Source organism: Moraxella tetraodonis (genome assembly GCF_022359095.1).
Classification (GTDB): domain Bacteria; phylum Pseudomonadota; class Gammaproteobacteria; order Pseudomonadales; family Moraxellaceae; genus Faucicola; species Faucicola tetraodonis.
In genome coordinates this window covers 1,105,530-1,126,958 of the sequence record NZ_JACSYB010000001.1, presented here as the reverse complement: position 1 = coordinate 1,126,958, position 21,429 = coordinate 1,105,530, and the positions used below count along the sequence as shown (strand labels likewise).

The 21,429-nt window shown below is 46.1% G+C and carries 19 protein-coding genes; 4 read left to right on the top strand and 15 right to left on the bottom strand.

Features of this window, described 5'->3' with window-relative positions:
- Positions 1 to 45: 45 nt before the first annotated feature.
- The 3 genes from H9W84_RS05060 to H9W84_RS05050 are packed head-to-tail and all read right to left on the bottom strand — an operon-like array spanning position 46 to position 2,813.
- The gene (locus H9W84_RS05060; RefSeq protein ID WP_239742102.1) at positions 46 to 570 is read right to left on the bottom strand and encodes a DUF2127 domain-containing protein; all 525 of its coding nucleotides are present in this window, start codon (positions 568 to 570) and stop codon (positions 46 to 48) included.
- A gap of 43 nt (positions 571 to 613) precedes the next feature.
- Positions 614 to 1,780, bottom strand: coding sequence for a dihydroorotase (locus H9W84_RS05055; protein ID WP_239742101.1), 1,167 nt, complete (start codon positions 1,778 to 1,780; stop codon positions 614 to 616).
- 49 nt (positions 1,781 to 1,829) lie between these two features.
- Entirely contained in the window at positions 1,830 to 2,813 is a 984-nt protein-coding gene (locus H9W84_RS05050; protein ID WP_409455528.1) for an aspartate carbamoyltransferase catalytic subunit, read from the bottom strand.
- 249 nt (positions 2,814 to 3,062) lie between these two features.
- Here H9W84_RS05050 and H9W84_RS05045 point away from each other — a divergent pair, with 249 nt between their 5' ends.
- Positions 3,063 to 4,040 carry a class 1 fructose-bisphosphatase gene (locus H9W84_RS05045; RefSeq protein ID WP_239742097.1) on the top strand — a complete coding sequence of 326 codons (978 nt, stop codon included), beginning with the start codon at positions 3,063 to 3,065 and terminating at the stop codon, positions 4,038 to 4,040.
- The gene (locus tag H9W84_RS05040; protein WP_239742096.1) at positions 4,040 to 4,816 is read left to right on the top strand and encodes a TrmH family RNA methyltransferase; all 777 of its coding nucleotides are present in this window, start codon (positions 4,040 to 4,042) and stop codon (positions 4,814 to 4,816) included. Before H9W84_RS05045 ends, H9W84_RS05040 begins: the two co-directional genes overlap by 1 nt.
- Positions 4,817 to 4,885: 69 nt before the next feature.
- Here the strand turns inward: H9W84_RS05040 and H9W84_RS05035 are convergent, their stop codons facing one another.
- The 3 genes from H9W84_RS05035 to xthA are packed head-to-tail and all read right to left on the bottom strand — an operon-like array spanning position 4,886 to position 7,156.
- Positions 4,886 to 5,068, bottom strand: coding sequence for an NF038104 family lipoprotein (locus H9W84_RS05035; RefSeq protein WP_099833854.1), 183 nt, complete (start codon positions 5,066 to 5,068; stop codon positions 4,886 to 4,888).
- Positions 5,069 to 5,099: 31 nt separating this feature from the next.
- Positions 5,100 to 6,314: a bifunctional glutamate N-acetyltransferase/amino-acid acetyltransferase ArgJ gene (gene argJ / locus H9W84_RS05030; RefSeq protein ID WP_239742094.1), complete on the bottom strand. Its 1,215-nt coding sequence runs from the start codon at positions 6,312 to 6,314 to the stop codon at positions 5,100 to 5,102.
- 29 nt (positions 6,315 to 6,343) lie between these two features.
- Complete coding sequence (xthA, locus tag H9W84_RS05025) at positions 6,344 to 7,156, bottom strand: exodeoxyribonuclease III (RefSeq protein ID WP_239742092.1); 813 nt, start codon at positions 7,154 to 7,156, stop codon at positions 6,344 to 6,346.
- A 286-nt stretch (positions 7,157 to 7,442) separates the two neighbouring features.
- Here xthA and H9W84_RS05020 point away from each other — a divergent pair, with 286 nt between their 5' ends.
- Complete coding sequence (locus tag H9W84_RS05020; RefSeq protein ID WP_060995118.1) at positions 7,443 to 8,198, top strand: IclR family transcriptional regulator; 756 nt, start codon at positions 7,443 to 7,445, stop codon at positions 8,196 to 8,198.
- A 99-nt stretch (positions 8,199 to 8,297) separates the two neighbouring features.
- Here the strand turns inward: H9W84_RS05020 and H9W84_RS05015 are convergent, their stop codons facing one another.
- The 9 genes from H9W84_RS05015 to H9W84_RS04975 all read right to left on the bottom strand — a co-directional run bounded on the left by H9W84_RS05015 (position 8,298) and on the right by H9W84_RS04975 (position 18,159).
- The gene (locus tag H9W84_RS05015; protein WP_239742090.1) at positions 8,298 to 9,116 is read right to left on the bottom strand and encodes a Cof-type HAD-IIB family hydrolase; all 819 of its coding nucleotides are present in this window, start codon (positions 9,114 to 9,116) and stop codon (positions 8,298 to 8,300) included.
- A 122-nt stretch (positions 9,117 to 9,238) separates the two neighbouring features.
- A complete protein-coding gene (gene mmsB, locus H9W84_RS05010) occupies positions 9,239 to 10,165 on the bottom strand; it encodes a 3-hydroxyisobutyrate dehydrogenase (protein WP_076775962.1) in 927 nt (308 codons plus the stop codon).
- A 34-nt stretch (positions 10,166 to 10,199) separates the two neighbouring features.
- Positions 10,200 to 11,396, bottom strand: a complete 1,197-nt coding sequence (locus tag H9W84_RS05005; protein ID WP_239742088.1) for an enoyl-CoA hydratase/isomerase family protein — start codon at positions 11,394 to 11,396, stop codon at positions 10,200 to 10,202.
- Between the two features lie 13 nt (positions 11,397 to 11,409).
- The gene (locus tag H9W84_RS05000; RefSeq protein ID WP_239742086.1) at positions 11,410 to 11,850 is read right to left on the bottom strand and encodes a hypothetical protein; all 441 of its coding nucleotides are present in this window, start codon (positions 11,848 to 11,850) and stop codon (positions 11,410 to 11,412) included.
- A gap of 13 nt (positions 11,851 to 11,863) precedes the next feature.
- Positions 11,864 to 12,640 carry an enoyl-CoA hydratase gene (locus H9W84_RS04995; RefSeq protein ID WP_239742084.1) on the bottom strand — a complete coding sequence of 259 codons (777 nt, stop codon included), beginning with the start codon at positions 12,638 to 12,640 and terminating at the stop codon, positions 11,864 to 11,866.
- 29 nt (positions 12,641 to 12,669) lie between these two features.
- Complete coding sequence (locus H9W84_RS04990; RefSeq protein ID WP_239742082.1) at positions 12,670 to 13,830, bottom strand: acyl-CoA dehydrogenase family protein; 1,161 nt, start codon at positions 13,828 to 13,830, stop codon at positions 12,670 to 12,672.
- A 75-nt stretch (positions 13,831 to 13,905) separates the two neighbouring features.
- Entirely contained in the window at positions 13,906 to 15,417 is a 1,512-nt protein-coding gene (locus H9W84_RS04985; protein WP_420846666.1) for a CoA-acylating methylmalonate-semialdehyde dehydrogenase, read from the bottom strand.
- Positions 15,418 to 15,506: 89 nt separating this feature from the next.
- Positions 15,507 to 16,115 (bottom strand): LuxR family transcriptional regulator, encoded by a 609-nt coding sequence (locus tag H9W84_RS04980; protein ID WP_239742078.1) that lies wholly within the window; start codon positions 16,113 to 16,115, stop codon positions 15,507 to 15,509.
- A gap of 61 nt (positions 16,116 to 16,176) precedes the next feature.
- Complete coding sequence (locus tag H9W84_RS04975) at positions 16,177 to 18,159, bottom strand: propionate--CoA ligase (protein ID WP_239742075.1); 1,983 nt, start codon at positions 18,157 to 18,159, stop codon at positions 16,177 to 16,179.
- 336 nt (positions 18,160 to 18,495) lie between these two features.
- On the opposite strand from H9W84_RS04975, the gene ppc reads away from it, so the two are divergent.
- Positions 18,496 to 21,324, top strand: coding sequence for a phosphoenolpyruvate carboxylase (gene ppc / locus H9W84_RS04970; protein WP_239742074.1), 2,829 nt, complete (start codon positions 18,496 to 18,498; stop codon positions 21,322 to 21,324).
- Positions 21,325 to 21,429: the final 105 nt, after the last annotated feature.

The window sequence follows — 21,429 nt, the reverse complement described above, 5'->3', positions numbered from 1 at the left end:
AAGGGCAGATTCTGCCCTTTTTTACTCGCTTTTTTTATCGATAGCTTAAGCCTGTGTCATCTTTTTACCCAATAACCCTTTGGCGCGCATATTGCGATAAACCACCACAACAATGACGATATTCACTAGCAGTATCAAAAAGTTAAGCCAATTAAACCGATGGCTAAATAACTCATAAACCTCAAGCGGTAAAAACACGCCGTAGCCCAAAACACTATACCAATACGCCCATATCTTATCTCGATAAAGACCATAGGCTTCCACAAAACGCAGCAGCGCATAGCCCACGACTATCCAAAAGGCTTTTTGCCAATTTTGGTTAGCGACCCAAGCATAGTGATTAAGTGCTTCTATTTGGTGGTGCAGTGCCATACTCATGATACGATGCAGCGCCTGTGAAACCACCCGCGCAATCCATTGCAATTTATCATGCCCTACAAAGATAATAGCCGCTACCCCTAGCGCTACCAATCCTTTTACCAGCTCATAGATAGCGACCATGATGATGGCGTTCTTGGCATGATGGCTATTAGGGACTGGCCGGGCTATCTGCTTAAACGCCTTTGGCATGATTCATTACCGTATCCAATCTTAAAACAAGCTTCAAACAAGCCTAAAAATAGACTTGCTCGACTTTCCCTGTCAGCTCGCTATTGATAAATGGCGTATTTTTGCCTTGCGATATCATCGATTCTTTTGTCACCGTCCAAGTCAGACTGGGGTCAACCAACACCGCCCCGCCCGTTTGATGATAGCTAGCTTCAATGCCAGCGATTTTTGCAGGGTTGAGTGCGATTTTTTCTACTAGCTGCTCTGGGGTCAAAATACACTCTTTAACCAATTGACAGGCTAGCCCCATAAAAGTATCAAAGTTGCTAATACCGGGTTTGCACTCCGCAAATGGCGCTTGTTTAGCGGTTTTTGCCAATGGCTCATGGTGGCTACAAATCGCATCAATCGTGCCATCTTGCAAGCCCTCTTGCAGCGCTTTTTTATCCGTATTGGAACGCAGGGGCGGCAATACATACGCCAAAGCATTAAAACCAATCAAGGCATCATCGGTTAAATGTAACTGGTGCATCGCCACATCACAGGTCACGGGCAAGCCCCTTTGTTTCGCCCAGCGAATCAAATCAATCGATGATTTGGTGGTCAGCTGACCAAAATGTGCCGATACGCCTGTTTCTTCGACAATCAACAGTTGCTTGGATAATGCCACTGTTTCAGCAATCCAAGGAATACCTGCCAAGCCGTGATAAGATGCGATGTAGCCATCATGGGCGACACCGTTTTTGGATAAACTGGGTTCATCAGGGTAAAAAAATACTTTGATGTCATAAGTCGCCGCATAATCCAGTGCTTGCAGTAGTACGTCATCATTGGCGAATTTGCGGCGAGCATTGCTGACCCCAATGATGCCACCTTGCTTCAGCCCAAGCATATTGGCGGGTTTTTCACCTTCAAGACCTGCGGTCATCGCCCCCAATATATGCAGATAGATGCCGCCATCTTGATAAGCCCGCTCTCGCAAGCCTGCCAGTAATGAGCCGTTTTCAAGCACGGGATTGGTATCAGGTGGTATAACGACATGCAAAAAACCGTTTTTTCGAGCCGCGGCGCCTTCTGATTTTAGTGTGCCATGCGACTGGTGCCCAGGTTCACGCAAACGCGCACATAAATCCACCAGCGGCGGTAATAGCCATTTGCCATGGCTGTCGATAGGGTTAAGCTGCGTGGTATCAAATTGCCAGTTGGCAGGTAAAAGATTTTGAAGCGTCATGGTTTTGCCTACTTTGGTTTTGCCTACTTTGTCATTTTTTTCGCTAAATTTAAGATGCGCTGCGTGCGGCACGTTGCCCTTGCATAGCCAGTGCCAACACCGCCATACGTACCGCAATGCCGTTATTGACTTGTTTTAAAATCACCGATTGCTCACCATCGGCAACAGCTGATGAGATTTCAACGCCGCGATTCATCGGTCCTGGGTGCATGACAAGCGCGTCAGGTTTGGCAAGGGCAAGGCGTTCGGTGGTAATGCCATACGCTTTAAAATATTCGGATGTCGATGGCAACAGCGGCGAGCCAATACGCTCATTTTGAATACGTAGACCAATGATGACATCACAGTCAACCACTGCCGAGTCTAAATCGTTATAGACACTGACACCATACCGCTCAATGCCTTTTGGTAATAATGTCTTGGGCGCCACGACGCGAATTTCTTTAACCCCCAAGGTTTTGAGCGCTGCAATGTCCGAACGGGCAACGCGGCTATGCTTGATATCGCCGATAATCGCTACCGTTAATTCCTCAAACGGTCTTGGCGCTTCACGATAAATCGTGAGCATATCGAGCATCGCTTGGGTCGGATGCGCGTGCCAGCCGTCACCACCGTTGATAATGGCAATATTTGGGGTGACTTCGGTTGCCATAAAATGTGCGGCGCCACTCGATGAATGACGCACCACAAAAATATCCGCTGTCATGGCTTCAAGATTCCACAGCGTATCTCGTAAGCTTTCGCCTTTTTGGGTGCTGGATTTGGCAATATCGATACTGATGACACTGGCGCCAAGACGTTTGGCAGCCACATCAAAGGTAGTTCGAGTACGGGTAGAATTTTCAAAGAACAAATTCATCACCGTACAGCCTTCAAGCTCATCACTGTTACGGATGCTGTTGGGGCGACCGGCATTATCAGTTAAGTAACCATTGGCTTTTTCGATGATGGCCATCAGCTGGGCTTTGGATAATCCTTCTACGCCGATAAAATGCCGCAAATCACCTGCTGCGGTCAGCTCTGGCTTTGCCATCGCCTGATCAAGCTTGCTCTGCAGTGCTTCGTTAGATAAGGTTTGGGTGTTTAAAATATTCATCAGCCACCTAGATTTGTTGTTATTTGTATAAATTTTGCCTATTTTACCGTAAATCGGCTGGAATAAATACGCCAATATTTTGCGATTATCGCTGATACGACGGGTCAAAAAGTGCTACAATTTGCGGCAAATTGTCTATATTTTTTTTAATTCATGCTGTGTAAATTCCTATAATAAGGTCTACTTATGTCAAATCTTGAAACTTATCTTGCCGCGCAAAACGCCCAACCTGCCGTTGCCGATATCATTACCACCATTACCAAAGTCGGCATTCAAATCAGCGACTTGCTCAAACGCGGCGCGCTCGCGGATATTTTGGGCGAAGCGGGTAACCAAAATGTGCAGGGCGAAGAGCAAAAAAAACTCGATGTCATTGCCAATGATTTGTTGCTAGACGCTTTGAGCAGCAATCCGCATTGCGCGGGCGTGGCTTCTGAAGAATTAGATAACGCCACCCCTGCCAATCAACATGGCGATGTATTGGTACTGTTTGACCCGCTTGATGGCTCATCTAATATTGATATTAATATGGCAGTCGGTACAATTTTCTCGATTTTACCCTACAACAACCAAGGTCACCCTGCGACGGATGAGGACTTTTTGCAAAAAGGGACGGCGCAGTTGGCATCGGGTTATATTTTGTATGGCACCTCCACTGTGATGTCAATCACGCTTGGCAAGGGTGTCGCCATGTTTAGTCTTGACCCAGACACCAAAGCGTTTGTGCAAATCAAAGACCAAGTGCAAATCAGCGCAGATACCAAGGAGTATGCGATTAATGCCTCCAACTATCGCTATTGGTTGCCACCCATGCAGCGTTATATTGACGAGTTTACGGCGGGAAAAACTGGCGTGCGCGGTAAAGACTTTAATATGCGCTGGGTGGCGGCGATGGTGGGCGATATTCACCGTATTTTGTGCCGTGGGGGGATTTTTAGTTATCCATTTGACACCAAACACCCTGATAAACCGGGTAAACTGCGTCTGATGTATGAAGCCAATCCGATGAGCTTGCTGATTGAGCAAGCAGGAGGTTTGAGTACCGATGCCACCAACCGTATTTTGGATATCGAGCCGACCAGTATCCACCAGCGGGTGCCTGTGGTACTGGGGGCAAAAAACGAAGTGGAGTATGTTAAAAAGCTGCATGAAGAAGTCAAATAATGCTTATCACTTCAAAAGACAACCCAACCATCAAAACTGCCCATGCGCTACTCACTGGGTCGCGCCAGCGTAAGAAACTGGGCAAAACCGTGATCGAAGGCACGCATTTGCTAGAAAGCTATCTCAATGCTAGTCTCACGCCCGAAACCGTGATTGTCAGCGAAAGTGGTTTGCACAATGACGAAATCAACGCCCTGCTCGGTCGGCTTAACCAGGTAAAAACGTTAACGGTTAGCGATAATCTGTATAAAGAGATTCGCACTCTGGGCGAGAGCCTGCCCATCATGGCGATGATTGATATGCCACATTTAGACTTTAATCCGCCCATCACCAGCGATTGCTTAATCATCAATGGTGTGCAGGACAATGGCAATTTGGGTACACTATTTCGCACCGCATCCGCTGTGGGAATTAAAACCATTATCTGTACCACGGGCACAGCATCGGCGTGGTCGCCCAAAACCTTGCGAGCGGGCATGGGGGCAAATTTTAGTTTAACCATTTTTGAAGGCATCAGCGTAGATGAGGTATTGATGAAGGTCCAAGTGCCGATGTTTGCCACGAGCTCACATACCGATCATATTATTTATCAGACCGATTTGAGACAACCGTTAGCCTTAATTATGGGGCATGAAGGACAAGGCGTGGATGAGAGGTTACTTAGTCAATCTGCTCCGATTGCGCTACCGCAGCCCAATGGTCAAGAAAGCCTAAACGTGGCGATAGCAGGGTCACTGTGTCTGTATGAAATGTTACGGCAAAGACGCTACGCATGATTGCCATAAATAATTGCCATCAATGCCATCAGTGAATGAGTGTGACATACATCACTAGACAGCCTGTGTTTAGTCTTTTTTGTCCTCACTATCGCCTGGTATTACCGCTTTAGCGACGGCTACCGTGCCTTTGACCACCCCTTTGGTGGTTTTATAGGCAACTTTGACAGGGACAGTGACAACTTTATGCACACACCCTTGTAAGATAACAGCGGTGGTCAGCAAAAAAAGCAGGGTGGTTAGTTTTTTCATTCGTTACCTTTAATTGACTTTAAGATTGACTTTAAGAACGATAATCAGCATTGATTTTGACATACTCGTATGATAAATCACAGGTATAGACGGTATCACTCGCCTGTCCGCGACCCAATTCAATGTGAATGGTAATTTCAGGACGCTTCATCACCTCGCTACCACGCGCCTCGGTATAGTCTTGTGCCAAGCCGCCGCGCTCGCAGATACGCACCTCATCGAGTGATACCGCCACTTTTGACTGGTCGAGCATCACGCCCGCTTTGCCTACCGCTGCCAAAATACGCCCCCAATTTGGGTCACTGGCAAAAAATGCGGTTTTTACCAGCGGTGAATGCGCGACTTCATACGCGATTTTGGCACATTCTTCAGAGGTTTCACCGCCTGTCACTTTGACCGTGATAAATTTGGTTGCCCCTTCACCATCGCGTACAATCAATTGAGCGATTCGAATCATCACATTGTTAATTGCCTCATAAATCGCTTGATAATGCGGGTGATTTTCACTGTCAATCATCTCCCCAACTTGTCCTGTGGCAATTAACGTACAGCAGTCATTGGTCGAGGTATCGCCATCCACCGTGATGCGGTTAAATGACTGATTCACCGTGTCGGTCAAGATATTTTGTAGCAATGATTTCTCAATGTTGGCATCGGTTGCCACAAAGCCAAGCATGGTCGCCATATTGGGGCGAATCATGCCCGCGCCTTTTGAGATACCTGTCACCGTGTAAGTTGTACCATCAATTTCCACGATTTCGCTATGTCCTTTTGGGGTGGTATCGGTAGTCATGATACTGTGGGCGGCGCCAAGCCAATTATCTTCGGTTAAATTGGCTAAGGCGCTATCTAACCCCGCGATAATTTTATCCGCCGGCAGGGTTTCCCCAATCACCCCGGTGGAATAAGGCAATACTTGCTCGGCTGCGACACCGGTTTTTTCTGCCAATGCCACACAAGTTGTTTTGGCACGCTGTTTACCGTCTTCACCTGTGGCAGCATTGGCGTTGCCTGTGTTGACAATCAAATAACGCGGACTGTCTTTGGCGATAAATTCTCGCAGCAACTGCACAGGTGCGGCACAAAATTGGTTTTGCGTGGTGACAACCGCGGTATTTGCGCCCGCTATGATGTCAAAAACCGTTAAGTCTTTGCGCCCTGCATAGCGCACGTGGGCTTCGGTGATGCCAATTTTTATCCCTTTCACTGGGTTTAATTTTACAAGTTCGACATTGCCAACTGGCATGAGAGCGCTCCTTACTGTTGTTTAATTGATTAATCCAAAAAATCTGCCCAAATCGGGGCATGGTCGCTGGGTTTTTCCATGGCACGCAAATCATAGCTAACGCCTGCACCGTTGAGCTTATCTGCTAAATCAGGCGTCATCAAGATATGGTCAATCCGCAGCCCCCGCTTTGGCTCATCGTCAAATCCCTTGCTGCGATAATCAAACCAGCTAAGTTGCTGACCGTCGGCATATAACGCCCGATAAGTATCATGCAAATCTGTCGCAAGCAGGGCTTGGTACCATTCTCGCTCCTCTGGCAAAAACGAGCACGTGCCATTTTTTAGCCAACGTTTGACACTATCCTCGCTAATACCAATATCAAAATCAAGCGGCGCAATATTCATATCCCCCATCAAAATCATACTGCGATTTTCTGCTTTAAGCTGCAAGATATAGTCGGTTAAATCGGCATAGAATTTGCGCTTCATCGGAAATTTGGTTTCATGCTTGCGATTTTCACCTTGCGGAAAATAGCCATTGAGCACATCAATATATTTGCCATTAAAATCATAGCGCGCATGGATAAACCGTCGCTGCGCATCGTCGCTGTCGGTTGGAAAGCCTTTTTGTACAAAAATAGGTTTTTGTCGCGATAATAACGCCACGCCATAGTGAGATTTTTGCCCAAAAAACTCGACATGATAGCCCAATTGCTGCACGCTGTGTAGCGGAAATGCGTCATCATGTACTTTGGTTTCCTGTAGCCCGATGACATCGGGTGCGATAATATCGCGAATGGCTTCAAGCTGGTGTGGGCGCGCCCGCAATCCATTGATATTAAAACTGACAAAACGCGGCATGTGTTTTCCCCAAATTGATAAATATGTCTTGGTATTGATAAATGTGGCTTGGTTAAGCGTTAAATGCCGACTATATTAGCGGATATTGCCCGTAAGCTCAATTTGAAAGCAAATTGGGTCTGCAACACTGAGGTTATGCATGATGAACCCGCAAATAGCAGGTGAAGTTTAAAAAAATTTTGGTATAATCAAAAAACCTTGCACTTTAATCACTGCCAACTTTGCAAAATATTTTTTTCAATTTTTTCTGGCGACGTGCTGACCCTAGACTTAAAAAGACAATATAATGGCTCGAGTTTCTTCTATTACCCGTGTTTTAAAAATCATCGAAGCCGTGTCTGCGGCACAGCGTCCTTTATCCCCGCTGGATTTGTCTGAGATTTTGGATATTCCAAAACCGACCATGCACCGACTGATACAGCAGCTGCAAGAAGAAGGCTTTGTGCGGGTCGATATCAATGGTACGATTGTGCCTGCGTCGCGTACGCGGCATATGGCGATTCATCTTTGGCAAAGCCAGCAAGTGGCGATTCAGCGGTTTGCGATTTTGCAAAGACTGGTGGATAAAATCGGTGAAACCTGTGGCATGGCGGTACCTTATTACGTCAACATGGTATATACCGACCGCGTACCTTGTCCTTCTGCCTTACAAGTGTATATGCCCACTGATTCGCAAGCACCCATTTGGTGTACGGCGGCTGGTAAAATCTACCTCAGTACGCTCACAAAAGACGATAGGGTCACGCTGCTAAAAAATTTATCATTAACCGCTATCACCCCTGCCACGATTACCGATAGGGATGCGCTCAATCAAAGTCTTGAACAGGTAGCCAAGCAGCGCTATGCAATTTCTGATGAAGAATATATTGCCCAAGCGGTCTCAATTGCTGTCGCAATCAATGACACCCAAGGTCGTTACATCGGTTCACTGTACACAACCGCACCTAAAACGCGCAAATCCCTCGATGACTTGATTGGGTTTGTACCTGATATGCAAAAAGCTGCCGATGATATTCGTGATGCGTTTTTTGGGGAGACTTAAATGTTATCCTTGACACTTTTGACAAGGTAAAGTTAAAACGCTTAAAGCGATTTTACTCATGAATTGTATATACATGGCACGGCTTAATCATTTGCTGCCTCACCCATGTGGCAACAAACCCAAATGTTGTAAGCCTTGATAGATGCCATCTTCCCACGCAGTTGGACATACATAGTCAGCCGCCGCTTTCACATCGGGATGAGCATTCCCCATCGCCACGCCAAAGCCGACTGTCTGTAACATTTCGATATCATTCACCCCATCGCCGAATGCCATCGCATCTTCAAAATCCAGCCCCAGTTTATTGAGCGCCTGCGCAATGCCGCGGGCCTTCGAGCCTGTCGCATCTAGAATATCGATACCGTTTTTATGCCAGCGCATGACTTTTAAAGTCGAGGGAAATTCAAAATTTACCTGCGTGTTGTCAGGATGAAATGCCACGACTTGATAAATAGGTATCGACAAATCAATGTCATCATGACGGGCAGTACGGTAAGCTATTTTAAGCGAATTCAAAGCGTCTGCCAGCGCATCATCTTCTGCTAACGCAATGATTTCAGTATCTGTCATGTAGGCATAGGATAAATTATTTGATTCAACATAATCGGTAATGAGTTTAATTTGCGCAGGCGTCATCGGATAATGCGCTAACAATTCACCTTGGTGGTGACTGCATTGACCGTTGATGGTGACAAGCACATCGATACCTACGGTTTCAATGAGCTCATACACAGCTTTGGGAAAAACAGCACGACCCCGACCGGTGGCGATAGCGACCATAATGCCTTGCTGCTTTAATTGTTTGAGCGCCTCAATCGCGGATTGCGGTACCCTTTCTTGCTGCTTGATGTACAAAGTATCATCAATATCAAAAAAGACAATTTTTGGTTTTTTGGGGCGTGCTGTTGGCTTAGACATAATAACACTAATGCGATAAATTGGAATTGACGCTAATTCTACCCTATTTTTGGGTTAACTTTTGAATTAACGACCAGAAAAAAGCCAGAAAAAAATCCTAGCTTTTTGCTGAATGCCAAAACTTATTGCAGAACGTTCGCATCATAATGCGCCATAATGCTTGAGAAATCCTTATCGCCATGCTGCTCACTATGTTTGCTATACAGTGCCGTGGCTTGGTCTGCCATTGGTGTCACCACCTTAGTGTCATTGGCCGTTTGTTTGGCAAGGTTCATATCTTTGAGCATGAGTTTGCTCATAAATCCACCTGTATAACCACGGCTTGATGGCATGGCATCGCCAACATCGGGATGCGGATTACACACTTCTAGCGCCCAGTTACGACCGGTGCTCGCTGACAAAATACTGGCTAAGACTTTTGGGTCTAATCCGTTTTTGGCGCCCAAATTCATGGCTTCGGCTGTCCCTGTCATAATCACGCCAAGCAGCATGTTATTACAGATTTTGGCGACTTGACCTGCACCGACCTCACCAGCGTGAAAGATATTTTTTCCCATCGCTTCTAGCACGGGTTTGACCTGCTCAAATTGCTCAGCTTGCCCGCCCACAATAAAACTGAGTGTCCCTGCTGCTGCCCCTGCGGTACCGCCTGATACGGGCGCATCCATGAACTGAATGCCTTTATCTGCCGCAGCTTCGGCAACTTCACGCGCATCACTCGCTGCGATGGTGCTACTATCGACCAGCAAGGTATCTTTACTCACCACATCGAGCAAGCCTTGATTACCGTCTTTACCCAGATACACCTCTTTGACATGTTGACCTGCAGGTAACATGGTGATGACCATATCCACCTCTTTGCTTGCGTCCACAGGTGAAGTCGCCACGTTTGCCCCTTGTTTGGCAAGGTCGTCTAGCACGGCGGTGTTTAGGTCAAATACGTTGAGGGCAAAGCCATTTTTGATGAGATTTTCTGCCATCGGTTTGCCCATGTTACCAAGTCCGATAAAGGCAATTTTTTTAATGGCTGTTTGTTGATTATTTGGCATATACATTCCTTGTATGTTGTGGTGTTTTTAAACTTTATACAGCAAGTTTGGCTAATTTTGCTGAGAGCGAATCGCTACCCAACCAAGACTCAAAGGGATGTTCGCTATTGGGAAAAGCTGACGCAAGATGCGACTGGATATAGCGGGCATCGCATTCATCAAGGGTTTTGCTCCATTTTGGCGATTTGTCTTTATCAATCAATAAAGCGCGTACACCCTCACGAAAATCGGGGTAATTAACACAATGTAGCGACGCATTCATCTCCATATATAGCACTTGCTCAAGCGATAATTTGCTGGCATGTTTAAACATCTCAACCGTCAATGCTGCACTGACTGGGCAACCGTGCCGATAAGTCTCGACCGCTTTGGCGAGCCATTTATCCGCTTCGCCGTTGACTTTGGTGAAGTTGTCATCGCGCAAGGCTGCATCTATATCATGCACTGAGCCTTTGTTTACTAGCGCTTGGATGGTATTAAAATGCTTCATCAAATGACTGTCTGCTAAATGCTCGGTATGATGAATTTTGGCTAAGGCTTGGCTTGCGATATCGTGTAAATTGCTGTCAGCTTGCCAATTGGCTTGTTTTAGCGTGTCAAGCACTTTGTCATATTCGCTACTTGCCACCGCATACTCAGCAAGGCTAGAGAAAATCGCATCGTTGGCGTTACAGTTCGCCCCTGTCAAGCCCAAAAACAGCCCAATTTTGGCAGGCATACGCGCCAAAAACCACGAACCTGTGGCATCGGGGTATAAGCCGATGGTAATCTCTGGCATGGCAAAACGGGTGGTTTCGGTGACGATACGATGGCTACACATCGCCATCAAGCCCATACCACCGCCCATGACAATACCGTTACCCCACAAGATAATCGGTTTTGGGTAAAAGTGCATTTGCCGGTATAGACTGTATTCGTTTTCGAAGAATTCAACCCCGTACGGATTGGGCTGCTGCATAGGCACTTGGGGCGGAGTGTCAATCATACTGTCATACAGTTTGCGGATATTGCCCCCTGCACAAAAGGCTTTTTCGCCACTTCCCTTTAGCAAAATGGCGACGATGCTGTCATCGGTTGCCCATTTTGCAAGCTGATTTGCCATCAGTTTGCACATATCGACGCTTAGGGCGTTTAGGGCTTTCGGGTCGTTCAATGTCATCGTGCCGATGTGGTGACCACAGTGGGTGGCTATCGTTTCAAATATTACAGGTTGTTGATTTTCCTCGCTCATTTTTATTTTCCTATTATAGTCCGATATGTACTAAGCATTTATTTGGGTTATTTTCAACAATTTGACAAAACTCAACTAATTGATAAAGTTGCGTTAAAACAGTGGATTTATCAAAAGTTTGAGGTTGGTTAAAACGGTTTAAATCAAATGTTTGGTTTGCATTTTCAAAAAGTGCAATCCAAGCCAAAATTAACTTTTTAAAACTAGTAATTTGATTTGGATAAAGCGTATTCACACCTTCAAAATCTAATCCTTGATAAACTACGTCTTTCTCATCAACACTAAAATTAACCCATTCTAAACTATCGGCTAAATATCTAAGTAATTTATCATTAATATAAGTATAATGATTTTTTATTAGTAGTTTATTTTCCCATTCTTCATTTAATGGGTGCTCATATGCAAAAACTAAATTGGTAATATCGGTTATGAAGAATAGTTGAATTTCACTCATAAATAGTTTTTGTTTATTTCCACTCTGGCGAGCGTTTTTCAAGGAACGCATTGACGCCTTCTTGTTGGTTGTCGCCATCAAATAATTTGATAAATAACTCACGTTCCTTTATCCAGTTAAAACTTGGTGGCTGATAACGTGCCGACATAATCAAGGTTTTACTCGACGCAATCGCATCGGGGGATTGCTTCGCCACTTTTTGAGCCAATTCTAAAGCCGTTTCTAACCCTTTGCCACTTTCCACGACTTCTTCCACCAAACCAATTTGCAGCGCCTTATCTGCCTTGATACGCTCACCGCATAAAATCATGCGCTTTGCCCATCCTTCGCCCACCAGCCACGGCAAGTTTTGCGTACCGCCTGCACATGGCAATAAGCCAACAGATAGCTCAGGGAGTGCCATTTGGGCATGGCTCTCGGCAATGCGGATATCGCACGCCAATGCACACTCAAGACCACCACCCATCGCATAGCCGTTGATACAGGCAATCGACACGCCACGGAAATCCGATAACGCTTCAAATGCTTCTCCAAATGCCATCGCCATCTCCGCGGCTTGACCTTTGTCACCACTGGCAAAGCTGTTCAAGTCCGCCCCTGCTGAAAAAAACTTTTCGCCATCGCCATGCACCACCAAAGCGGTAACTTGTTTGTTGGCGTTTAAATCATTTACCAGTTGTTTTAAACTGGCTAAACTTTCTTTTGTCCATGTGTGGGCAGGCGGATTATTGAGCGTCAAAACCGCAACGTGATTGTCGATTGTTAATTTTAAATTGGTGTAATTTGACATGGTAAATTCCTTTTAAAATGCCTTTAAATTTATTGCAATCTTGCCAACGCCCCATCTTCCATCATTTTGCGAGACACAATCATCCGCATCACTTCATTGGTGCCTTCTAGGATTTGATGCACGCGCAAATCGCGCACATGACGCTCTAGCGGATATTCTTGTAGATAACCGTAGCCCCCGTGTAGCTGTAGCGCTTGGTTGGCGATATCAAAACTCAAATCCGTGGCAAGGCGTTTTGCCATCGCACAATACGCCGTGGCATCGGGCGATTTGCTATCCAAATGATACGCCGCCAATCGCACCATCTGCCGAGCCGATACCAAATGGGTGAGCATATCGGCAAGTTTAAACTGCACATTTTGGAATTGGTCAAGGGTTTTGCCAAACTGGCTACGCTCCTGTACATACTGCACGGCACGGTCAAGGGCAGCTTGAGCCGTACCCACCGCACACGTAGCGATATTGATACGCCCGCCATCCAAGCCTTTCATGGCAAAGCTAAAGCCCTGTCCTTCTTCACCGAGTAGATTTTCGGCAGGAACTTTGACATCAGTAAAATGCACCGCGGCGGTCGGTTGGTTTTTCCAGCCCATTTTATGTTCATTTTTGCCGTAGCTGATGCCATCGCTATTGGCATCAACGATAAAGGCAGACACGCCTTTTGCCCCATTGTCCGAGGTGCGCGCCATCACGATAAGCACATCGGTCGCCCCTGCCCCAGAGATAAACATTTTTTGCCCAGTAATGTGGTAATAGTCGCCTTGTTTGACCGCTTTGGTTTTTAATGAACCCGCATCTGAGCCAGCATTGGGCTCTGTCAAACAGTAGCTACCCAATTTTTCGCCCGCTAATAATTCAGGCAAGTATTTTTCGGCAATCTCGGGTTTGGCAAACTCGCCAATCATCCAAGCGACCATGTTATGAATGGTCATGAATGCGGCAGTTGACGTATCGCCATATGCCAGTTTTTCAAAGATAATTGCCGCATCAAGGCGCGGCAAGCCCAGTCCGCCAAAATCAGGGTTGGTGTAAAGCCCCATAAAGCCCAGTTCACCGGCGGCTTTGAATACCTCTTTGGGAAAATAGCCTGTGGCATCCCATTCGGCAGCGTTGGGTGCTAGCGATTTAGCGGCAAATTGGGCAGCCAAATCGGCAAAGGCTTGTTGGTCTTCGGTAAGAGAAAAATTCATATCATGACCCTGCTTATAAATTTGTTTGAAAACGAAGGCGTAATGGATACGCCTTTTATGACATTGAAAATTATATTATTTTAGTGAAATTGTAGTATTAACGCCTTTACTGGCTTCATCATCAAACCAACGGGCGGTGACGGTTTTGGTTTGGGTATAAAACTGTACCGCTTGTTTGCCATAAGGACCTAAATCACCTAACTTACTGGCGCGAGAACCGGTGAATGAGAACATCGGTAGTGGCACCGGAATGGGTAAATTAATACCGACTTGACCCACATCAATGTCTTGTTGGAATTTATGCGCTGCCGCACCTGATTGGGTAAAGATAGCCGTGCCATTACCGTTTGGATTGGCATTGATGATGGCAATCGCTTCATCTAGGCTATCGGCGTACATGATGTCAAGCACCGGTCCAAAGATTTCTTCCTTATAGCACGTCATATCGGTAGTAACGTTATCTAAAATAGTCGGTCCGACAAAATTACCGTTTTCAAAGCCTTCCACCTTGATACCACGACCATCGAGCAGGACTTGTGCGCCTTCATCAGCGCCCGCTTGGATTAGACGTTCAACACGCGCTTTAGCCGCTTTTGAAATCACAGGCCCTAAGTCTTTGTCATCTTTACCGGCTGCCACCACCAATTTTTTGGCACGTTCCACGATGTCACCCACCCAGTTTTTGGCTTCCCCGACTAGAATCACCACGGATAACGCCATACAGCGCTGACCGGCCGCACCAAATGCAGCACCGGCTAGTTGGTTTAGACATTGTTCTTTGTTGGCATCTGGTAGGATGACTGCGTGGTTTTTAGCCCCCATCATACATTGGACACGTTTACCTGCTTGACTGGCGCGGTTATAGACGTGTGTGCCGACTGCAGTAGAACCCACAAATGAGATGGCTTTGATATCTGGGTGGTCACAAATAGCATCAACGGTGTCTTTGCCGCCATGCACCACGTTTAATACGCCTTTTGGAATTCCCGCCTCTAACGCCAGCTCTACCAATCGCATGGTGACCATCGGGTTTTGTTCTGATGGTTTTAATACGAAGGTGTTACCGGTGGCAATCGCCATTGGGAACATCCACAGTGGAATCATGGCGGGGAAGTTAAACGGGGTGATACCCGCACAAACGCCAAGTGGTTGCTGGATATTATACATATCCACGCCAGTCGCCACGTTTTCGATAAACGCGCCTTGTTGCAGGTTGCCAATGCCTGAGGCGTGTTCGACGACTTCAAGACCACGGAACACATCGCCTTTAGCATCGGCTAGGGTTTTGCCTTGTTCTTCGGTGAGCATGGCGGCAAGCTCGTCCATGTTGTCACGAATGAGTTGTTGGTATTTTAAGAAGATACGCGAGCGGGTGTTGATTGGGGTTTTGCGCCAGGTTTTAAACGCCTCTGCAGCCGCTGCGACGGCTTGGTTGATTTCATCGGGCGTAGTTTGGGGTACTTTGGCAATCACTTGTTGGGTAGCTGGGTTGGTCAGGTCAATCCACTCGCCAGTGGTTGATTCGACAAATTCGCCGTTGATGAGTTGTTTTACAGTTTGGGTGGTCATCGTAACAATCCTTGTTATTTACCGTGTTGGGTGTATAGCGTTTGATAGCGTTAAACGCGTTGCAAAACAGTGTGAATGAGTTGCGGGGTACTGTCAATCATACTTAATTACTTAAGTAGTTTTTCTGGAGTAGTTCTGCTAGAGTGGTTTTGCTGGGCGGCTGCCATAGGGTTAATGACAATAATTTTTGAGGCTAGCTCACCTTTGCTGCGAGCGCCCAGTTTTTTCATTAAGTTGGCTTTATGCACTTCAATGGTTCTGGGGGATAAACCAAGTGACTTACCAATCTCTTTACAGGTATAGCCATTGACCACAAATTGCGCAATTTGGGATTCACGCGCAGTGAGCTGCGATTCGGACAGTACTTGCGGTTTTTTTTCAAAATGCCAAATTGCCAATTTGAAGGGGTCATCTGGGGTTAAGGTGCGTCCGTGGGTGGTTGCCCAAAATATATCCCCTGTTTTGTGACGCATAAAGCGCTCATCGCAGTAATGCATATTGGTCTGTAATCCCAAACCTGTTAATGCTTCTTTGCCAATTTTTTCAAAATCTTCGACACTGGGAAACAATTTTTGCATCGATTGATTGAGTAGCTCATCGTGCGCATAACCGAACAAATTGGCAAAGGCATCGTTGAGCGCTTTGATACGCCGATAGCTTAATACCACTATCGGCGTGGGCGCGTGCTTAAAAGCCAGTAAGGCATAATTTTCCATCACAATCACCCCTGATTTTTAAGCCCTGACAACTTATTGGTGGATAACTTATCGATTGCCATTAATAATCCGCCATCGCTTGTCTGACCGCCTCAATCGCGGTTGGGTCATCCAGCGTACTCATGTCGCCTGTTTCTTTGCCTTCCGCCAGTGCCTTGATAGAGCGGCGTAAGATTTTGCCTGAGCGGGTTTTGGGTAAAGCCTTGGGAAAATAAATAGCCGCAGGTTTAGCAAGGGCGCCCATCTGTCTTGCGACTTCACCCACAATTTGCTGCTCAATGCGGAAACGGTTTTCGGTTTCTGCTACTAAGTCATGATTTTTTAGAATACAAAAGGCAATGGGTAGCTCACCTTTAAGCTCGTCATGGATGCCAACCACCGCTGATTCGGCGACTTCGGGGTGATGACCGATGGCCTCCTCGATTTCCTTGGTACCCAAACGGTGACCTGCCACATTGATGACATCATCGGTTCGCCCTAGAATATAGTAGTAGCCGTATTCATCCATCACCGCATAGTCTGATGTTGCGTATTGTTTGCCATCGAGTAGTGAAAAATAGCCATTGATAAAACGCTCGTCATTTCGCCAAACGGTGGCCAAACAACCGGGTGGTAAAGGTGCGGCTAACACCAGCATGCCTTTTTCATTGGCTTGGCAGGGTTCGCCTGTGGTTTCATTGATGACTTTGGCGTCAAATCCAAACATCGGATAGCCGGGTGTGCCTTGTTTGTGTGGCTTGTGGTCGGGATTGCCTGCAAATTTTGGGGCATGGCTTAGGATGGGCCAGCCCGACTCAGTTTGCCAATAGTGGTCAATGATTGGCACGCCCATGTGACCTGTTAGCCACTCGGCCGTTGGCTCATCGAGTGGCTCACCTGCCAAGAAGAATGATTTTAGGCTTGAGATATCGTGACGGCTCATCCACATTTCGTCTTGTTTACGTAGCATCCGCACGCCTGTCGGTGCAGTTAACAAAATATTGACTTTATTGGCTTCAACAATTCGCCACCAAATCCCCGGGTTTGGCGTGGTTGGCAAACCTTCATATATGATACTGGTCATGCCTGTCAGTAAAGGGGCATAGATGCTAAATGAGTGACCCACTGCCCAACCGATATCCGAAATCGCCCAAAACGTCTCGCCAGCCTTACCGTTATAGACAAAATCCATCGCGGTGGCCAGGGCTACCGCATGACCGCCTGTATCGCGCTGTACGCCTTTGGGTGTGCCTGTCGTGCCAGAGGTATATAATAGATACGATGGCGCATTGGACTCTAGCCAAACACAATCGACTTTGGCATTGTTGTCGGCACTTATCGCCCGCTCAGTGGCATAGTCGATGTCCTGCGGCTCAGCTGTATATGGCATAATGCCACGGTCAATCACCAACACATTGGGTTTGACTTTGGCTTCTTCCACCGCTTTATTGACCAAGTTTTTATAATTAATGAGCTTGCCACCACGCAGCCCTGCATCGACTGTAATCACCATTTTGGCTTCGGCATCATCCATGCGTACGGCAAGGTTATGCGAGGCAAATCCGCCAAATACCACCGAGTGAATCGCCCCGATACGCACACAAGCCAGCATGGCATACGCTGCTTCCAAAATCATCGGCATATAGATGACAACACGGTCGCCTTTGTCGATGCCATGACGTTTTAGCACATCGGCAAAATAGTTTACTTCTTTGTATAAATCGTTGTAAGTTAAACGGCGTTTGGCATAGTCGGTATACAGTTCAACAGGGTTGCCGAGTGCCTTAAAAGCTTTCTGAATATTGGGGTAATTATCAATCATTTCAGCATTGATTTCGGTAGACACCCATACAAAGGCATCTTGCTCTGCCCGGTTTTCAAGATGGCGGTCGACCATGTTGTAACACAAATTGGTTTCCCCACCGACAAACCATTTGGCAAAGGGCAGCTTACTATCGTCTAAAATTTGGGTAGGTTGTTGATGCCAATAGATTCGTTTGGCTTGCTCGCCCCAGAAGGCTTGTTTATCGTTGATGGATTGATTGTATAAGTCAGAGAAATTCATTGGCTGTCCTTAGCTAGAATCTTAACGGATGGTGAAAGTCGATTGTAGGTTTGGTTTTCAGAGGTTGGCAAAACATTTCATTGCTTGGCAAAGCCTGTCATTGTACTCATTGCATGAATTCACTCCTTGAATTCACCACATAAACTCAAATGATACGTTTTGTATCGTTTTTGAATATAACAAATACAATAACTGACGTCAAGCCTTGCCAAAATAATTTTAACGCTATTTATATTTCGAATTTTTAACGATTAGTATTTCTTATGGTGATAATAGTTTGTGCTAACATAATTGTCCTGTTACACTTTTTAGACTAAAGCAAATAAGGGAAAAGTCATGAGCCAGACCAACGCCAACCCAGCTGAAAATGAAAACAGCCTTGCACCGCCTCACGTTTTAAGCTTAACCCCTTTAAACTCGCATCCGTCAAATACGGCACTTGTTGAGCTTATCGATAATGATAAAGACTCTCCTTTGCTAGCGGACACCCAGTTACTTAGCCGCGTGCTGATAACGGTCGTTGAGCAGCAAACCTCAGAACCGGTCAAACAAACCATTAATAAACTGTTAAATGGCGAAGACCCCCAACAGACTATTCAAGCCATTTTGCCAACACTCAACCATCAACAGCGCAAGAATCTCATTCGGGCTTGTGGCTTATTTGCGCAAGTGTTTAACATCGCCGAAGACATGCACCATGAGCGCCGCCGCCTTGCCCACGAACAAGACGAATCTGCGTCAAAAAGTAGTTTTGCCCATGTGATTGATGAATTAAAAGCCCAAGGGATTGACAGCGATGAGTTACAAGCACAGCTTGATGATACCTTTATCAGTGCGGTATTGACCGCGCATCCGACTGAAGTGCAGCGTCAAACGATTTTATCACTGCGCCGTCAAATTCGTGCCTTACTTGAGCAATACCACACCGCGATTGGCTACCAACGTCATCGTATCGAGGAGCAACTAGAAGCCACGTTATTGTCGCAGTGGCAAACCAATGAAACCCGCCATTTTAAAATTACGGTCAAAGATGAAATCGACAATGGCATTGCCTATTTTGATTTAAGTTTTTTTGAAGCCTTGCCAAGTTTGTATCGCAAATTAGATTATCAGCTAAAAGAGCGTTTCCCCGACACTGACATGCCAAACTTACTTAATATTGGTGGTTGGATTGGTGGCGACCGTGATGGCAATCCGTTTGTGTCAGCCGATACCCTTCGCTATGCGTTCAAACGCCAAGCAGCGACGGTGTTTTACTTTTATCGTGACCAACTGGGCAAGCTATATCAAGAGTTGCCGCTGTCTATCCGCCATGTCAAAGTGAGTGATGCGGTACTGGCACTCTCCGAGCAATCCAAAGAAGATAATATCTCTAGAGAAGAAGAGCCTTATCGCCGCGCCATCGGGTTTATCTCGTCACGTTTAGTCGCTACCTCGCATACGTTTGATTTGTCTTACGGTTGTCGCTTTGGACTTAGTGAGCCCTATGCTGATTGTGACGAGTTTTTAGATGATTTGTACGTTGTTTATCAGTCATTGGTGGATAATGGCAGTGAGTTACTGGCTAATGAACGACTCACCGATATCATCCGCGCGGTGGAAGTATTTGGGTTTTATTTGATGCCATTGGACTTGCGCCAGTTTTCAGGGATTCATGCCGAAACCGTCCATGATTTGTTCAAACATGCCGATTTAGAAGATTACCTTTCTTTGTCTGAATCCGCGCGTCAACGTGTGCTGCTGCGTGAATTGGCAACTGCACGTCCTTTATACAACCCCTATATCACTTATGAGCCACAAACCCAGCGTGAGTTAGAGATTTTTCAAGCCGCAGCCGATATCAAAAATCGCTTTGGTGACAAAGCGATTACCCAAAGTATTATCTCTAATGCAGAACAAGTAAGTGATTTGTTGGCACTAGCGTTGTTATTGAAAGAATCAGGGCTATTATTGGTCAAAGATGGCGTACCCGTGAGCCGTATCAATATTGTACCTTTGTTTGAAACCATTGAAGCGCTGCAAAACAGTACCCGCATCATGAGTGAGTTATTGGATAAACCTTGGTACAAATCGGTGCTCGCTAGTCGTGACAATCTGCAAGAGATTATGCTCGGTTATTCAGACAGTAACAAAGATGGCGGTTATGTCACCAGTCAATGGTCGCTATACCAAGCTGAAATTCAGCTAGTCGAAATGGCAGAAAAATATGGCATTCAACTGCGTTTATTCCATGGTCGTGGCGGTAGCGTGGGTCGTGGTGGTGGTCCGTCATTTGAAGCGATTTTGGCACAACCCGAAGGCTCAGTGGATGGTCAAATCCGTATTACCGAGCAAGGGGAAGTTATTACCGCAAAATATGCCGATGCGGGCAACGCGGAACGCAACCTTGAGACGCTGATTGCTGCAACGCTCAAAGCGAGCCTATTGCCAAGCCATAGCGAAAGCCCTGATAGCGATCTAATGAATCAATTATCGCATGAAGCCTTTAATTGCTACCGCGCGCTTATCACTCAGCCGTATTTTATTGATTATTTCTTGCAGACAAGTTTGGTCAAAGAAATTGCCAGTTTAAATATTGGCTCACGTCCGGCTAGCCGCAAGTCGTTGGCGCGTATTCAAGATTTGCGCGCGATTCCTTGGGTATTTTCTTGGATGCAAAATCGCTTGATGCTGCCAGCGTGGTATGGCTTTGGCACCGCAGTCGAAAAACTGATTGCAGATAACCCAGAAAACTTAGCAAAACTGCAACACAACGCCCAACACAGCGCCTTTATGCAAGCCATGTTATCAAATATGGCACAGGTGATGGCGAAAACCGATATCGAAATCGCCCAAGCCTATGTTGAGCTTGCCAACAATACCACTGAAGCCAACGCTATTTTTGCACTTATTACTGCAGAATATCATCGCAGCCTTAAAGCCTTGTTGACACTCACCAATAAAGAAACGCTACTGGATGATAACCGTACATTGGCACGCTCACTTGCGCTACGCTTGCCGTATTTGAATGCCTTGAACTGGTTGCAAGTCGCCTTATTAAAACAACTTCGCGAAGCAACTGCTGATGAAACGACTAGCGATAATGAAGCGTCTTATACCGCAGCACTTAACTTGGTTCATTTAACTATCAATGGTATTGCCCAAGGCTTAAGAAATACTGGTTAGTAAGTATTCAAAACAGCCTTAAACTACTTATTTAAAAAAATCGCTGGTTGTGTACTGGCGATTTTTTTATTGACGTTTTTTATTGGCGATTGTTTTATTGATGAC

What these genes read in the sequence shown, in the direction of transcription:
- H9W84_RS05060 (WP_239742102.1), bottom strand. Translation starts at nt 570, where the DNA reads ATGCCAAAGGCGTTTAAGCAGATAGCCCGGCCAGTCCCTAATAGCCAT.
- H9W84_RS05055 (WP_239742101.1), bottom strand. Translation starts at nt 1,780, where the DNA reads ATGACGCTTCAAAATCTTTTACCTGCCAACTGGCAATTTGATACCACG.
- H9W84_RS05050 (WP_409455528.1), bottom strand. Translation starts at nt 2,813, where the DNA reads ATGGCAAAGCCAGAGCTGACCGCAGCAGGTGATTTGCGGCATTTTATC.
- H9W84_RS05045 (WP_239742097.1), top strand. Translation starts at nt 3,063, where the DNA reads ATGTCAAATCTTGAAACTTATCTTGCCGCGCAAAACGCCCAACCTGCC.
- H9W84_RS05040 (WP_239742096.1), top strand. Translation starts at nt 4,040, where the DNA reads ATGCTTATCACTTCAAAAGACAACCCAACCATCAAAACTGCCCATGCG.
- H9W84_RS05035 (WP_099833854.1), bottom strand. Translation starts at nt 5,068, where the DNA reads ATGAAAAAACTAACCACCCTGCTTTTTTTGCTGACCACCGCTGTTATC.
- argJ (WP_239742094.1), bottom strand. Translation starts at nt 6,314, where the DNA reads ATGCCAGTTGGCAATGTCGAACTTGTAAAATTAAACCCAGTGAAAGGG.
- xthA (WP_239742092.1), bottom strand. Translation starts at nt 7,156, where the DNA reads ATGCCGCGTTTTGTCAGTTTTAATATCAATGGATTGCGGGCGCGCCCA.
- H9W84_RS05020 (WP_060995118.1), top strand. Translation starts at nt 7,443, where the DNA reads ATGGCTCGAGTTTCTTCTATTACCCGTGTTTTAAAAATCATCGAAGCC.
- H9W84_RS05015 (WP_239742090.1), bottom strand. Translation starts at nt 9,116, where the DNA reads ATGTCTAAGCCAACAGCACGCCCCAAAAAACCAAAAATTGTCTTTTTT.
- mmsB (WP_076775962.1), bottom strand. Translation starts at nt 10,165, where the DNA reads ATGCCAAATAATCAACAAACAGCCATTAAAAAAATTGCCTTTATCGGA.
- H9W84_RS05005 (WP_239742088.1), bottom strand. Translation starts at nt 11,396, where the DNA reads ATGAGCGAGGAAAATCAACAACCTGTAATATTTGAAACGATAGCCACC.
- H9W84_RS05000 (WP_239742086.1), bottom strand. Translation starts at nt 11,850, where the DNA reads ATGAGTGAAATTCAACTATTCTTCATAACCGATATTACCAATTTAGTT.
- H9W84_RS04995 (WP_239742084.1), bottom strand. Translation starts at nt 12,640, where the DNA reads ATGTCAAATTACACCAATTTAAAATTAACAATCGACAATCACGTTGCG.
- H9W84_RS04990 (WP_239742082.1), bottom strand. Translation starts at nt 13,830, where the DNA reads ATGAATTTTTCTCTTACCGAAGACCAACAAGCCTTTGCCGATTTGGCT.
- H9W84_RS04980 (WP_239742078.1), bottom strand. Translation starts at nt 16,115, where the DNA reads ATGGAAAATTATGCCTTACTGGCTTTTAAGCACGCGCCCACGCCGATA.
- H9W84_RS04975 (WP_239742075.1), bottom strand. Translation starts at nt 18,159, where the DNA reads ATGAATTTCTCTGACTTATACAATCAATCCATCAACGATAAACAAGCC.
- ppc (WP_239742074.1), top strand. Translation starts at nt 18,496, where the DNA reads ATGAGCCAGACCAACGCCAACCCAGCTGAAAATGAAAACAGCCTTGCA.